The following is a 12,423-nucleotide window of genomic DNA, read 5'->3' as shown; positions in this document are numbered from 1 at the left end:
AACGGAAGGTGAACTGAGGTGGGCTTCGCGGTGTCCAGAACGGTCAGTAGCCGCGCGCGAACCGCTTCAGTTGGGCCAGGGACCCGTTGAAGAGATTCTGGTCACCCGGCAGGCTGCCGCTGTTGTCGTACTGCCAGAAGGTCCAGAACGACCAGCCGGCCGGCAGCGACCCCGCGTCCGCCGAGTCGTGCCGCGCGATCCACAGCGCGTGGTTGGCGGCGAAGGCGCGGCTGCTGCCGGTGCACGTGTTCCACCAGTGGGCGGTCGTGTAGATCACCGGGCGGCGGCCGGTCAGCCGCTTCACCTCGTTGCTGAACGAGGCGATCCAGTCGACCATGCTCGAGTGGCTCAGGCGGTAGCACTTGTGCTTCTTGTCGTACGGGTTGTACTCGATGTCGAGCGCGGGCGGCAGCGTCCAGCCGTCCGCGGTCCAGGCGCCGCCGTGGCGCACGAAGTACGCCGCCTGCGCCTTGCCCGACGACTTGTTCGGCAGCGCGAAGTGGTACGCCCCGCGGACGATGCCGGCGTTGCGGGCGCCGTTGTACTGCTGGCCGAAGTAAGGGTTCTGGTAGTTCGTGGACTCGGTCGCCTTGATGTAGACGAACTTGGCGCCCTTGGCCTTCGCCTTCGACCAGTCGACGTTCCTCTGGTGCGAGGAGACGTCGTGTCCCTTCGGCAGGCTCGCCGCCGAGGCCGGTAACCCGGCGAGGACGCTCCCCCCGGCCGTCAGCGCCGCGACGGCGACCGCGATGACGCGGGTGCGGCGGCGGAACGGTTTGCGATCACGGGCCATATTTCCCCCCGGAATGGCGACGTGCACGACAAATCACGGGGAGATTACTGGAAGATCCACGAACGCTCGCCGATCTCCGGCCAAGCATGGGGAAGGGTGGATATGTCAGGGAACGTACCCTGTCGGAGGCGCGCCTTCCGCCCTAAAGTGCGTCCGCCCGACGGCGACTTGCGGGCGTCCCTGGCAGGATCGCGGCATGGCTGAGCAGCGGCGGGACCAGCGGGACGGGCGGGATGCCGGGGAGGGCGCACAGCATGTGCCCGAGGGGTGGGGGAGGGGTGCGCTCCCTGAGGAGGCGCACGCCTGGGAGGCGCTCGTCGCCACCGCCCGCCGCACCGTGTCCGACGGGCTGGTCGTCGGCACCTCCGGCAACGTCTCCGTGCGCGTCGGCGACATCGTGCTGGTCACGCCCTCGGGCGTCCCGTACGACCGGCTCACGCCGCACGACATCACCGGCGTCGACCTCGACGGGTGGCGGCTCCTCGGCACCCTGGTCCCGACCAGCGAGCTGCCCATGCATCTCGCCGTGTACCGCACGACCGACGCCCGCGCGGTCGTCCACACCCACGCCGTGCACGCGACCGCCGTCTCGACCCTCGTCCCCGAGCTCCCGGCGATCCACTACATGGCCGGCGCCCTCGGCGGCCCCGTCCGAGTCGCCCCTTATGCGACGTACGGCTCCGACGAGTTGGCCGAGAACATGCTCCGGGCCCTCACCGACCGCACGGCCTGCCTCCTCCGGAACCACGGCACGATGGCGTACGGCGCCACCCTCGACCAGGCCTACGACCGCACGGCCCAGCTGGAGTGGATGTGCCACCTGTGGCTCACGGCGTCCTCGGTACCGGGCATGTCCCCGCACCTGCTGTCACGGGAGCAGGTGGACGAGGCGGGCGAGAAGCTGCGGGGGTACGGGCAGCAGCGCTGAACCGCTGCCTCGCCACACCTTCGGTGATTTTCTTCCGCCGCAACGGCGCTCGGGCACGACGCTCCTGCCCGGCGGTGCCGAACCCCGCCGCACCCCGAACGCTTCACCCGACCCCTCCCTCCCGCTGGCCGGTCGCCGTGTCGGCCAGGACACTGGACGGGTGCGCACTGTCAAAGCGACGGCCGCCGCCGTCACCGTAGCCCTGGCCGCCGGCGCAGCCTCCGTGGCGGTCGGCCGGTTTGCCAGCGACGCCGCACTCAAGGCGCCCGCGGGCCGGCCCCTGCCCACCGAGCCCCGGCTCACCGTGCACGCCACGGCCGCCGGCCAGATCGCCCTCACCCGCGACCTGGCGGCCCTGCGCCCCGGCGTCTACGGCCTCACCGGCGACGCCACGCACGCGGTCGTCGGCCCCGTCCTCGGCACCGCCGTCCACTCCGCCGACACCGTCGTACGCCGCCTGGAACGCGTCACGACCGGCACCCTCGAACCCGGCGACAAGGTGTGGCTCACCCCGAACACCCACGTCGGCACCCCGCGCACCGCCCTCGGCCTGGACCACCAGGACGTCGGGATCCTCGGCGAACTCGGCACCCTGCCCGCCTGGTTCGTGCCCAGCGTGCGCAACACCTGGGTGATCACCGTGCACGGCCTCGGCGCCACCCGCGAACACCCCATGAACGTCATGGACTTCCTGCACGGCCGGCGCTTCCCCGTGCTCGACCTCGCCTACCGCGGCGACCCCGGCGCCCCCCGCTCCCCGGACGGCCTGCACCACCTCGGCGAGACCGAGTGGCGCGACCTGGACGCGGCGATCCGGTACGCCGTCCAGCAGGGCGCGGACCAGGTCGTCCTGTACGGCTGGTCCACCGGCGCCACCATGGCGCTGCGCGCTGCCGCCCACTCCGGGCTGCGCGACCGGATCTCCGGGCTGGTCCTGGACTCCCCGGTGCTCAGCTGGCCGACAACGCTGCGCGCCCTCGCCTCGGCCCGCCGCACCCCGGGCGCCCTGCTGCCGCTCGCGGTACGGGCCGCGCAGGGACGCACGGGCCTGGAGGGCGACCGCATCGCCGAGTCGACGCGGCTGACCGTCCCGACCCTGATCTTCCACGGCCCCGACGACCACCTCGCCCCCTGGGAGCACTCCCGCCGCCTCGCCGACGCCCGCCCGAACCTCGTAGCCCTCCACACCGTCCGCAACGCCCCGCACGGCGCCATGTGGAACGCCGACCCGAAGGCGTACGAGGAGGCGCTCCGGCGCTTCCTGACGCCGCTGATGTGAGCCCTCGCGGTGGCGCCGAGGTAGACGGTCGCCCTGATTCCGTTTAATGCCGTACCGCTGGCCTGAACCCGTCCCCGAGGCCCCCTCAAGGGCCCGGCGTTGGCCAGTCCCGTCGCCCCCCGTGACATTCCGTTTGGGTTTTCGGACCGTCAACCGGAAGACTGCACCCGTGACGTCCCGTATCCCGCGCGACTCCAGGCTTCGACTCGTCCGCCCGCGACCCCTGGCCGCCGCCCCCTCAGCTGTGAACCAGCGGCGCCCACGCCGCCCCGCACCCCGCCCTCCGGAGGGCACACCGGCACCCGCGGAGCTGGCCAGAATGGCTCGCTCAGGTCTGGCCGCCGCGGCCCGCGTCGCCCACTGGGCCGACGCCGCGCTGGGCCCGGGCCGCGACAGCGCCACCGCCGACGGCAAGGCCACCCTCGCCGACGCGACCGCCGAACGGGCCGCCGCCGACCTGGGCCTGACCGTGGCTCAGGTCCGCGCCGACTGGGACACCGCCCGGCTCGCCGGTCTCGTCGAGGTGCACGGCGACAGCGCCCGCCCCGGCTGGCGGCTGCGCGCCTGGGACCGGGACGACAGCGCCGTACTGCGCGGCTGGGTCGCGCTCTTCGACGCCTGGTCGCTCGCCTACCGGGAGCCCGCGGACCACGAGCCCGCCGCCGTCGCCGAGGTCGTCTCGGCGATGCCGCAGGTGCTCTCCTTCCTCCAGCTCTCCGCCGGCCCCGTCCCCGTGGACCAGCTCCTCGACCTCCTGGAGCAGCGGGTCACCGAACTGCGCACGGAGCGCTGCGAGATCCCTTACGGCCCCCAGCCGGAACCTGTCGAGCAGCCGCAGCCCTCCGACGCGCCGCTCGCCCCGCTGCTCGACTGGGCGCTGCACGCCCTCGCCTCCGTCGGCGCCCTCACCTGCGGCGACGCACAGGCCACGCTCACCCCGCTCGGCAGCTGGGCGGTCTGGGTCAAGCTGGAGCAGATCTGCGTGGCCGCGCAGAGCCCGGCCGGCAACATCGAGGTCGCCGCCGACGAGATGCTCCGCGGCTGCGCCCAGCTCCGCCCGAACGCGGCCCGCGCCGAGTACCGCGCCTGGCTCGCCGCCCGCACCGTCTCCAGCGCCGTCAGCGAGCTCATCGACGCGGCCCGCGGCGACGACGCCCTGCTGCGCGGCCTCGCCTTCGAGGCGCTCCGGGTCGTTGGCGCCCCCGCCGAGCCGGACGTCCGCGCGGTGGCCGACGAGCCCACCCTGCGGCCGTACGCCCTGCTCTGGCTCGCCGAGCACGACGGCATCGACCCGGAGGACGCCCACGAGGTCCTCACCCGGGAAGAGGCCACCTGGCTGTGGGTCGACACCGCGGCCGCCGTCACCGACCACGGTGAATCCCCGATGCTGGTACGGCACCTGGAGTCCGCGGTGCAGCCCACGGTGCCGATGCTCCTCGACGAGATGCGCGCCGTCGGCCACCCCCGCACCGTCCAGGTCCTGGTCGCCCTCGCCGCCGCCCACCCCGATCCCGCACTGGCGAAGGCGGTCCGCCGGGCCGCCTTCCAGGTGCACACCGGCGGAAGTTAGGTCAGAAGGTGTTGCACCGGGCCATGTCCCCGGACCGGTACCCGGTGTAGAACCACTTCCGGCGCTGCTTCGCCGACCCGTGCGTCCAGGTCTCCGGCGTCACCCGGCCCTGGAACCGTTCCTGGATGCGGTCGTCGCCCACGGCCGCCGCCGCGTCCAGGCCGTCACGGATGTCGGCGTCCGTGAGGCTGGTGATCAGGGGGCGGCCGGTCGACTCGTCCCGTCCTGCGAGCGGCTCAGCGTGCCCACCAGGTCCTGCACATGGTGCCCGTACTCGTGCACCACGACATACGCACGACATACGCCTGCGCGAACGCCCCGCCGCTCGCGACGAACTTCGTCCGCAGCTCGTCGAAGAAGCCGAGGTCCAGACAGACTTGCAGTTGCACGCACCAGCCCCCGCTCGACTTGGCCGGTCAGCGCCGTTTCTCACAGCCGGCCTGATCCGCCGGACAGGTCCTGGTGCCCCCGGCCCTCGCCGTCCCCCACCAGGCCCGCCCGGCACCGTACGGAGACCGCTTCACTGCCCACGCGGGGGCGGACCACACCTGTGTCTTCGTGCCGGCGCGTGCCGTTCGTCACTCCGGGGCGCTGCTCGTCGCCCAGCCGTGCTGGACGGACGCCGCCTGGACCGCGCAGGTCGTCGCCGTGGACCACCTGGGCCGGATCACCCCGGACCGCAGACCCCTCGGCAACGGAGTCCCGGGGCGGCCGCCCGAACACCCGAGCGCAGAAAAAGTGCTTGCACACCCCCGTTAGACTTGGCCCATGGCCATTCTCCTCGCGCATTAGACGGCGGGAACGCCTCAGCCGCCCATCCGTCAACCTCATGTCCGCCTTGGAGTCTGTCCGTGATCTCCGCCTCCGGTATCGAGCTGCGCGCCGGCGCCCGAGTCCTCATCGAGTCCGCCAACTTCCGTGTCGCCAAGGGCGACCGCATCGGCCTGGTCGGCCGTAACGGCGCGGGCAAGACCACGCTCACCAAGTGCCTGGCCGGCGAGGGCATCCCCGCCGCGGGCACCATCACCCGCTCCGGCGAGGTCGGCTACCTGCCCCAGGACCCCCGCACCGGCGACCTCGACGTCCTCGCCCGCGACCGCATCCTCTCCGCCCGCGGCCTCGACGTACTCATCCGCAAGATGCGCGACAACGAGCAGCGGATCGCCAACGGCCAGGGTGCCACCCGCGAGAAGGCCCTCAAGCAGTACGAGCGCCAGGAGACCGAGTTCCTCACCAAGGGCGGTTACGCCGCCGAGGCCGAGGCCGCCACCATCGCCGCCGCGCTGAGCCTGCCCGACCGGGTGCTCGGCCAGCCGCTGCACACCCTCTCCGGCGGTCAGCGCCGCCGTATCGAGCTGGCCCGGATCCTGTTCTCCGACGCGGACACGCTGCTCCTCGACGAGCCCACGAACCACCTCGACGCCGACTCGATCATCTGGCTGCGGGACTACCTGAAGACGTACCGCGGCGGCTTCATCGTGATCTCCCACGACGCCGACCTCGTCGAGACGGTCGTCAACAAGGTGTTCTACCTGGACGCCAACCGCGCCCAGATCGACATCTACAACATGGGCTGGAAGCTCTACCAGCAGCAGCGCGAGGCCGACGAGAAGCGCCGCAGGCGCGAGCGGCAGAACGCCGAGAAGAAGGCCGCCGCCCTGCACTCGCAGGCCGACAAGATGCGCGCCAAGGCCACCAAGACGGTCGCCGCGCAGAACATGGCCAAGCGTGCCGACCGGCTGCTCGCCGGGCTCGAGGCGGTGCGCGTCTCCGACAAGGTCGCCAAGCTGCGCTTCCCGGAGCCCGCGCCCTGCGGCCGGACCCCGCTCACCGCGGAGAGCCTGTCGAAGTCCTACGGCTCGCTGGAGATCTTCACCGACGTCGACCTGGCCATCGACAAGGGGTCGAGGGTCGTCATCCTCGGTCTCAACGGTGCCGGAAAGACAACCCTGTTGAGGCTCCTCGCGGGCGTCGAGACCCCGGACACCGGCGCCGTCGTCCCCGGCCACGGCCTCAAGCTCGGCTACTACGCCCAGGAGCACGAGACCCTCGACGCCGACCGCTCCGTCCTGGAGAACATGCGCTCGGCCGCCCCCGACATGGACCTGGTCGAGGTCCGCAAGGTGCTGGGCTCGTTCCTGTTCTCCGGCGACGACGTCGACAAGCCGGCCGGCGTCCTCTCCGGCGGCGAGAAGACCCGCCTGGCCCTCGCCACCCTGGTCGTCTCCTCGGCGAACGTCCTGCTCCTCGACGAGCCCACCAACAACCTCGACCCCGCCAGCCGCGAGGAGATCCTCGGCGCGCTGCGCACCTACAAGGGCGCGGTCGTCCTGGTCACCCACGACGAGGGCGCCGTCGAGGCGCTCCAGCCGGAGCGGATCATCCTGCTCCCGGACGGCGTCGAGGACCTGTGGGGCGCCGACTACGCGGATCTCGTCGCCCTGGCTTGATCAACGGCGTATGGATCATTCGGCTTATCGGTGATCCATCATCTGTGTGAGATCTCCTCGTACCGAGGTGTGTCCTACATCCATTTCGCGGCCGAGCCCTTTATCGACAAGGGCTCGGCCGTCGTACGTCGCTGACCTGGTACTTCGCGAAAGAACCCGTTCGGCGGTACGAACGACACATGGTGGAATTACAGATTCCGCTTGTGGGGACCGGCTCCTGTCGTCAAAACCCTGTCTCACGGACCTTGCCGAATGGGTGGCCATGAAGCCCTGGAGGGGTGATCATGAGGAGACCAGAGCGCACTTCCCATGAGGAGGCACGGGTGGCCGAGACTCTGAAGAAGGGCAGCCGGGTAACCGGCGCCGCGCGCGACAAGCTCGCGGCAGACCTGAAGAAGAAGTACGACTCCGGTGCGAGCATTCGGGCGCTGGCCGAGGAAACCGGCCGCTCGTATGGCTTCGTACACCGGATGCTCAGCGAGTCCGGCGTCACGCTGCGTGGGCGTGGCGGGGCGACGCGGGGCAAGAAGGCCGCAGGCTGATTCGCGGGCGGCCATCGTCTTCGCTGGTGGCCACCCGGTCGGTTGTCCAATCGGCCGGGTGGTTACTGTGCAGTCACTTAGCAAGTAGCTTGCTCTGCTGACCGCACTCATCGGAGGCACCCATGGCCACGCCCGCGAACGACCTCGGTCCGCTGCTCGACAAGGACGGCGTACGGCTCACCGTCGACGACGCGATCGCCACGGTGACGCTGACCAATCCGGCCAAGCGCAACGCGCAGAGCCCCGCCATGTGGCGTGCGCTCGCCGAGGCCGGGCGGGTCCTGCCGGGGTCCGTCCGCGTCGTCGTGCTGCGTGCCGAGGGACAGTCCTTCTCGGCCGGGCTCGACCGGCAGATGTTCACGCCCGAGGGAATCGAGGGCGAGCCGACGTTCATCGACCTCGCTCGCAGCAGCGACGGTGAACTCGACGCGAGCATCGCCGGGTTCCAGGACGGCTTCACCTGGTGGCGACGGAGTGACCTCGTGTCCATCGCCGCCGTCCAGGGGTATGCCATCGGCGCCGGTTTTCAGCTGGCGCTCTCCTGTGACCTGCGCGTCGTCGCCGACGACGTGCAGTTCGCCATGCGCGAGACCAGCCTCGGCCTGGTGCCGGACCTGACGGGCACGCACCCGCTCGTCGGGCTGATCGGCTACGCCCGCGCGCTGGAGATCTGCCTCACCGGCCGCTCCGTCAAGGCCGAGGAGGCCGTGAGCACCGGCCTCGCCAACGTCGCGGTCCCGGCCGACCAGCTCGACGGCGCCGTAAAGGACCTGACGACTGCCATCCTGGCGGCGCCCCGGGACGCGGTGATCGAGACCAAGGCGCTCATTCGCGGTGCGGCCGGTCGTTCGTACGACGAGCAGCGCGCCGCGGAGCGGACCGCGCAGGCTCGTCGGCTGCGGGACCTGGCCGGTCTCGGGGAGTGACGGTTCAGCCGACGGCCGTCACCAACACCGCCACCGTCGGATGACGCGGTAGCGCCTCGGCGACCGCCGTACGGACCCGCCGGGCCACCTCCACGGCCCGGTGGTCCGCCTCCACCGCCAGCTCCACGCGCGCGTGGCGGTGCGCGAGGCTGCCCTCCGCCCGGTGCTCCTCGATCTGCACCGCGCGGCCGAGGCCGTGGGTCAGGTGGGCGACGCCCGGGACCATCAGCGCCGCGGACGCCGCCCGGTGCCCGTCCTCGTCGGCCGGCTCCGTGGCGCGGGGCGGGTCGGGCGGTCGTACCGGAGCCGGTTCCGGTTCCTCGTCCAGCAGAGCCGTCGCGAGCAGGTCGACCTCCGTCACCGTGAGGCCGAGCCCGTCCGCCGCGGCGGCCAGCGTCGTACGCAGCAGAGCCGCCGTCTCCGGCAGCGGCTCCGCCGCCGTGGCCGCGAACTCCGCCGTCACCCGCAGCGGTCCCGGCGGCAGCGCGCTCGGCGGCGGGGGTACGACGGGATCGTGCGCGTCCTCCGGGTCGGCCAGGGCGATGCGGAGCGCGTCGAGACGCAGCCCGCGCAGTTCCTCGCAGGCGCGCCGGAGCACCGCCTCGGCCGCCTCCTCCGTGATCCACGCGCCGTCGTGCGCGCCGCCCAGGGGCAGCAGTCTGCCGAGCCCCAGCCGATGCCGCACCGCCGCACGAGTCCATTGCTCCGCCGTCATTCCTCCAGCCTGCCGCATCCCCGGCGCGCGGGACCGCAACCCCGCATACGGTGGTTCGAGGACGACGAACCGGAAGGGACGTACGGCGATGAGCGACACGACGGAACAGAACCGCACGAGGGCCTCCGGAGGCGAGAAGGAGGCTCCCGACCCGCCCGCCACCCGCAAGTCACAGGTGACCCGGCGCGGCGGAGGCGACCCCGGCACCCGGGGCCGTACCACCATCGCCGACGGGGTCGTGGAGAAGATCGCCGGGCTGGCCGCCCGGGACGTGGTCGGCGTGCACGCCCTGGGCAGCGGGCTCAGCCGCACCTTCGGGGCCGTGCGCGACCGCGTCCCCGGCAGCTCGAAGTCCGTGACCCGCGGCGTGAAGGCCGAGGTCGGCGAGGTGCAGACGGCCCTCGACCTGGAGATCGTCGTGGACTACGGCGTCTCGATCGCCGACGTGGCCCGGGCCGTGCGCGAGAACGTCATCGCGGCCGTGGAGCGCATGACCGGCCTCGAGGTCGTCGAGGTCAACATCGCCGTCAGCGATGTGAAGCTGCCGGAGGAAGAGGACGAGGAGCCGGAGCCCCGGATCCAGTGACCGGCCGACGAGCGGACAACCGTGAGGGGAGCGCACGATGAGCATGGCCGTGGTCGGCATGATCGCCGGCATGGCACTGGGCTTCGCCGGATACTTCGGCGGCTTCGGGGCCTTCCTGCTGGTGGCCGCCCTGGGCGCCATCGGTTTCGTCGCCGGCCGGTTCCTGGAGGGGGACCTGGACTTCGGCGACTTCTTCCGTACGCGTGACGACCGCAGGCGGTGACCTCGGTGACCTCGGTGAGCGAGGGGGTCGGTGAACTGCGCAGACCCCCGGCCGCCGTCGCGCCCGGCGAGCGCGGCGCCACCAGGATCGCCGACCGGGTGGTCGCGAAGATCGCCGGCCAGGCGGCCCGCGAGCGGCTCGCCGACCAGTCCGCGGACACCGCCCGCCCGCAGGCCACCGTGGTGGTGCACCACGACGCCGTGCACGTCCGGCTCCACCTCGAACTCGACTACCCCTGCGACATCGGCGCCCGCTGCGCGGATGTGCGTCGACATGTCGCTTTGCGGGTACGCGCGTTGGTGGGCATGGAGGTGCCGGAGGTCGCCGTCCACGTGGAGCGGCTGCATCTGATCCCGGCGCACGGCGTGGCACAGGGGAGGGCGCGATGAGCGAGTCCCAGGGCACCGAGGGCACCACACAGCGGCTGCCGGTCATCGAACAGCAGGCACCCGCGCAGGAACCGGCATACGGACCGGCATACGAACCGACCCACGGGCCCCCGCCGGCCGGCCAGGACGGCGACCAGGGCCGCTTCTGGTCCGCGCGCCGCATCCCCGCGGGCGTCGTGGCGGTGCTGCTGCTCGCCGTCGCGGGCACCTTCCTCTACGACATCGCGGCCGTACGGGCGAACCGGCCCGCGATGAGCTGGCGCCGCGGGCTCGCCCACCAACTCGCCGAACGGCCCCTGGACGACACCTGGGTGCTCGTCGGCGCGGGCGTCGCGGTCGCCCTCGGCGTCTGGCTGATCGTGCTCGCCGCGACGCCCGGACTGCGCGCGGTCCTGCCGATGCGCCGGACGCAGACCGACGTACGCGCCGGGCTGTACCGCGAGGCCGCCGCACTGGTGCTGCGCGACCGCGCCATGGAGGTCGCCGGCGTCCAGTCGGTACGGGTCCGGGTGCGCCGCGCCCACGCCGACGTGTACGCCGCCTCGCACTTCCGCGAACTGGACGAGGTGCGCGCCGACCTGGACACCACACTCGCCGACGCGATCAAGGGGCTGGGGCTCGCGCGACCGCCCGCGCTGACGGTCCATGTACGCCGTCCCGGACGGAAGGGGTGACGGCGATGCTGAGGATCGTCAACCGTGTGCTGATCGGTCTCGTGGGCCTCGTACTCCTCCTGCTGGGCGGCTCCGTCCTCGCCGTCGGCCTGGGCGCGAAGCCGCCGTCCTGGTGGATCCACGACGGCCGCCACGACGTCCTGCTCACCGACGCCGAGCGCACCCGCTGGCAGGACCACGGCTGGTGGTGGCCGACGGTGATCGCCGCACTCGCGATCGTCGTCCTGCTGACCCTGTGGTGGCTCACCGCGAACCTGCGCCGACGCCGCCTGGCCGAGGTCCTGGTCGACACCGGCGACGGCGAGGGCGCACTGCTGCGCGGCCGGGCCCTGGAGGGCGTACTGGCGAGCGAGGCAGGCGACTTGGACGGCGTGGCCCACGCCCAGGTCCACCTGACGGGCCGCCGCGCGGCCCCCGAGACCCGCGTACAACTGCTGCTGGAGCCGCACGTGGACCCGGGGACGGCTCTGCAACACCTGACGGACGAGGCCCTCACGCACGCCCGCAACTCGGCGGGCTTGGCGGCGCTACCGGCAGAGGTCCGCATGAAGGCCGTGAAGCACCGCGCGGAGAGGGTCAGTTGAGACTCAGAATCCGTGTCGCGTTCCGCCGTCGACGGGAAGCATGATCCCGGTCAGGTAGGAAGCGGCGGGTGACATGAGGAATGCCGCCGCGCGTCCGAACTCCTCCGGCGTTCCGTAACGGCGCAAGGGAATCCGGGACTCGTGCGCGGCCCGGGTCGCCTCCGGGTCGGCGGACAGTCCGTCCAGCTCGCGCACGCGATCCGTGTCGATGCGCGAGGGAAGCAGACCCACCACCCGGATTCCCCGCGGCCCCAGTTCGTCCGCCAGGGACTTGGCGAAGCCGGCGAGTCCGGGCCGCAGCCCGTTCGAGATCGTCAGCCCGGGAATCGGCTCGTGCACCGACGCGGACAGCACGAACCCGATGACACCCCCGGCGTCCAGTTCGGAGGCGGCGGCCCGAGCCAGCCGTACCGCCCCCAGGAACACCGAGTCGAACGCCGCCTGCCACTGCTCGTCCGTGTTGTCGGCGACGAACCCCGGTGCCGGCCCGCCCACGCTCACGAGAATCCCGTCGAAGCCGCCGAACCGCTCACGCGCGGCCGCGATCAGCCGCCCCGGCGCGTCCGCCTCCGCGTTGTCCACGGCCACCCCCACCGCGTTCGGCCCCAACTCCGCCGCCGCGTCCGCGACCCGCTTCTCGTCGCGCCCGGTGACGACCACCTTCGCCCCGTCGGCGACCAGCTCACGCGCCGCGGCGTTGCCGAGGCCGCGGGTGGCCCCGGTGACGACGTACACCCGGTCCTTCAGTCCAAGATCCATGGCCC

At 72.3% G+C, this 12,423-nt stretch carries 15 protein-coding genes and 1 pseudogene; 12 read left to right on the top strand and 4 right to left on the bottom strand.

Features of this window, described 5'->3' with window-relative positions:
• Positions 1 to 43: 43 nt before the first annotated feature.
• Positions 44 to 793: a lysozyme gene (locus ACQEWB_RS11235; RefSeq protein ID WP_432829660.1), complete on the bottom strand. Its 750-nt coding sequence runs from the start codon at positions 791 to 793 to the stop codon at positions 44 to 46.
• Between the two features lie 196 nt (positions 794 to 989).
• Between ACQEWB_RS11235 and ACQEWB_RS11230 the strand changes: the two genes are divergently transcribed.
• From ACQEWB_RS11230 to ACQEWB_RS11220, 3 genes are all read left to right on the top strand, one after another.
• The gene (locus ACQEWB_RS11230; RefSeq protein WP_432829658.1) at positions 990 to 1,721 is read left to right on the top strand and encodes a class II aldolase/adducin family protein; all 732 of its coding nucleotides are present in this window, start codon (positions 990 to 992) and stop codon (positions 1,719 to 1,721) included.
• 160 nt (positions 1,722 to 1,881) lie between these two features.
• Positions 1,882 to 3,000 carry an alpha/beta hydrolase gene (locus ACQEWB_RS11225; protein ID WP_432829656.1) on the top strand — a complete coding sequence of 373 codons (1,119 nt, stop codon included), beginning with the start codon at positions 1,882 to 1,884 and terminating at the stop codon, positions 2,998 to 3,000.
• A gap of 169 nt (positions 3,001 to 3,169) precedes the next feature.
• Positions 3,170 to 4,570, top strand: coding sequence for a hypothetical protein (locus ACQEWB_RS11220; protein WP_432829654.1), 1,401 nt, complete (start codon positions 3,170 to 3,172; stop codon positions 4,568 to 4,570).
• A gap of 1 nt (position 4,571) precedes the next feature.
• Here the strand turns inward: ACQEWB_RS11220 and ACQEWB_RS11215 are convergent.
• Positions 4,572 to 4,950: pseudogene (locus tag ACQEWB_RS11215) on the bottom strand (neutral zinc metallopeptidase); the annotation flags it as partial.
• Between the two features lie 82 nt (positions 4,951 to 5,032).
• On the opposite strand from ACQEWB_RS11215, the gene ACQEWB_RS11210 reads away from it, so the two are divergent.
• From ACQEWB_RS11210 to ACQEWB_RS11195, 4 genes are all read left to right on the top strand, one after another.
• The gene (locus ACQEWB_RS11210) at positions 5,033 to 5,329 is read left to right on the top strand and encodes a hypothetical protein (RefSeq protein WP_432829652.1); all 297 of its coding nucleotides are present in this window, start codon (positions 5,033 to 5,035) and stop codon (positions 5,327 to 5,329) included.
• A gap of 92 nt (positions 5,330 to 5,421) precedes the next feature.
• Positions 5,422 to 7,020, top strand: a complete 1,599-nt coding sequence (locus ACQEWB_RS11205) for an ABC-F family ATP-binding cassette domain-containing protein (RefSeq protein ID WP_432829650.1) — start codon at positions 5,422 to 5,424, stop codon at positions 7,018 to 7,020.
• A 323-nt stretch (positions 7,021 to 7,343) separates the two neighbouring features.
• Positions 7,344 to 7,562, top strand: a complete 219-nt coding sequence (locus ACQEWB_RS11200; protein WP_019758351.1) for a helix-turn-helix domain-containing protein — start codon at positions 7,344 to 7,346, stop codon at positions 7,560 to 7,562.
• 122 nt (positions 7,563 to 7,684) lie between these two features.
• Positions 7,685 to 8,488: an enoyl-CoA hydratase/isomerase family protein gene (locus ACQEWB_RS11195; protein ID WP_432829647.1), complete on the top strand. Its 804-nt coding sequence runs from the start codon at positions 7,685 to 7,687 to the stop codon at positions 8,486 to 8,488.
• A 4-nt stretch (positions 8,489 to 8,492) separates the two neighbouring features.
• Here the strand turns inward: ACQEWB_RS11195 and ACQEWB_RS11190 are convergent, their stop codons facing one another.
• On the bottom strand, positions 8,493 to 9,203 hold the full coding sequence (locus ACQEWB_RS11190) for a nucleopolyhedrovirus P10 family protein (protein WP_432829645.1): 711 nt from the start codon (positions 9,201 to 9,203) through the stop codon (positions 8,493 to 8,495).
• Positions 9,204 to 9,291: 88 nt separating this feature from the next.
• Between ACQEWB_RS11190 and ACQEWB_RS11185 the strand changes: the two genes are divergently transcribed.
• Genes ACQEWB_RS11185 through amaP form a run of 5 tightly spaced genes read left to right on the top strand, consistent with a single transcriptional unit; the run spans position 9,292 to position 11,659 of the window.
• Positions 9,292 to 9,789, top strand: coding sequence for an Asp23/Gls24 family envelope stress response protein (locus ACQEWB_RS11185; RefSeq protein WP_432829643.1), 498 nt, complete (start codon positions 9,292 to 9,294; stop codon positions 9,787 to 9,789).
• A 37-nt stretch (positions 9,790 to 9,826) separates the two neighbouring features.
• Positions 9,827 to 10,012, top strand: a complete 186-nt coding sequence (locus ACQEWB_RS11180) for a hypothetical protein (RefSeq protein ID WP_432829641.1) — start codon at positions 9,827 to 9,829, stop codon at positions 10,010 to 10,012.
• Positions 10,013 to 10,017: 5 nt separating this feature from the next.
• Positions 10,018 to 10,401, top strand: a complete 384-nt coding sequence (locus ACQEWB_RS11175) for an Asp23/Gls24 family envelope stress response protein (RefSeq protein ID WP_432829639.1) — start codon at positions 10,018 to 10,020, stop codon at positions 10,399 to 10,401.
• Positions 10,398 to 11,075, top strand: a complete 678-nt coding sequence (locus ACQEWB_RS11170; RefSeq protein ID WP_432829637.1) for a DUF6286 domain-containing protein — start codon at positions 10,398 to 10,400, stop codon at positions 11,073 to 11,075. The genes ACQEWB_RS11175 and ACQEWB_RS11170 overlap by 4 nt, the downstream gene beginning before the upstream one ends.
• A 5-nt stretch (positions 11,076 to 11,080) precedes the next feature.
• Positions 11,081 to 11,659, top strand: a complete 579-nt coding sequence (gene amaP, locus ACQEWB_RS11165; protein ID WP_432829635.1) for an alkaline shock response membrane anchor protein AmaP — start codon at positions 11,081 to 11,083, stop codon at positions 11,657 to 11,659.
• A gap of 3 nt (positions 11,660 to 11,662) precedes the next feature.
• Here amaP and ACQEWB_RS11160 read toward each other — a convergent pair whose 3' ends face one another.
• A complete protein-coding gene (locus tag ACQEWB_RS11160; protein ID WP_432829633.1) occupies positions 11,663 to 12,418 on the bottom strand; it encodes an SDR family oxidoreductase in 756 nt (251 codons plus the stop codon).
• Positions 12,419 to 12,423: the final 5 nt, after the last annotated feature.

The sequence above is a fragment of the Streptomyces sp. CA-249302 genome (assembly GCF_050936785.1).
In the GTDB taxonomy this organism is placed as follows: domain Bacteria; phylum Actinomycetota; class Actinomycetes; order Streptomycetales; family Streptomycetaceae; genus Streptomyces.
The sequence above is the reverse complement of the archived record's forward strand: the minus strand, read 5'-3'. Positions and strand labels throughout refer to the sequence as shown.

Bases quoted from the DNA above. Each gene is read 5' to 3' on its own strand.
- ACQEWB_RS11235 (WP_432829660.1), bottom strand. From the start codon at position 793: ATGGCCCGTGATCGCAAACCGTTCCGCCGCCGCACCCGCGTCATCGCG.
- ACQEWB_RS11230 (WP_432829658.1), top strand. From the start codon at position 990: ATGGCTGAGCAGCGGCGGGACCAGCGGGACGGGCGGGATGCCGGGGAG.
- ACQEWB_RS11195 (WP_432829647.1), top strand. From the start codon at position 7,685: ATGGCCACGCCCGCGAACGACCTCGGTCCGCTGCTCGACAAGGACGGC.
- ACQEWB_RS11190 (WP_432829645.1), bottom strand. From the start codon at position 9,203: ATGACGGCGGAGCAATGGACTCGTGCGGCGGTGCGGCATCGGCTGGGG.
- ACQEWB_RS11185 (WP_432829643.1), top strand. From the start codon at position 9,292: ATGAGCGACACGACGGAACAGAACCGCACGAGGGCCTCCGGAGGCGAG.
- ACQEWB_RS11180 (WP_432829641.1), top strand. From the start codon at position 9,827: ATGAGCATGGCCGTGGTCGGCATGATCGCCGGCATGGCACTGGGCTTC.
- ACQEWB_RS11170 (WP_432829637.1), top strand. From the start codon at position 10,398: ATGAGCGAGTCCCAGGGCACCGAGGGCACCACACAGCGGCTGCCGGTC.
- amaP (WP_432829635.1), top strand. From the start codon at position 11,081: ATGCTGAGGATCGTCAACCGTGTGCTGATCGGTCTCGTGGGCCTCGTA.
- ACQEWB_RS11160 (WP_432829633.1), bottom strand. From the start codon at position 12,418: ATGGATCTTGGACTGAAGGACCGGGTGTACGTCGTCACCGGGGCCACC.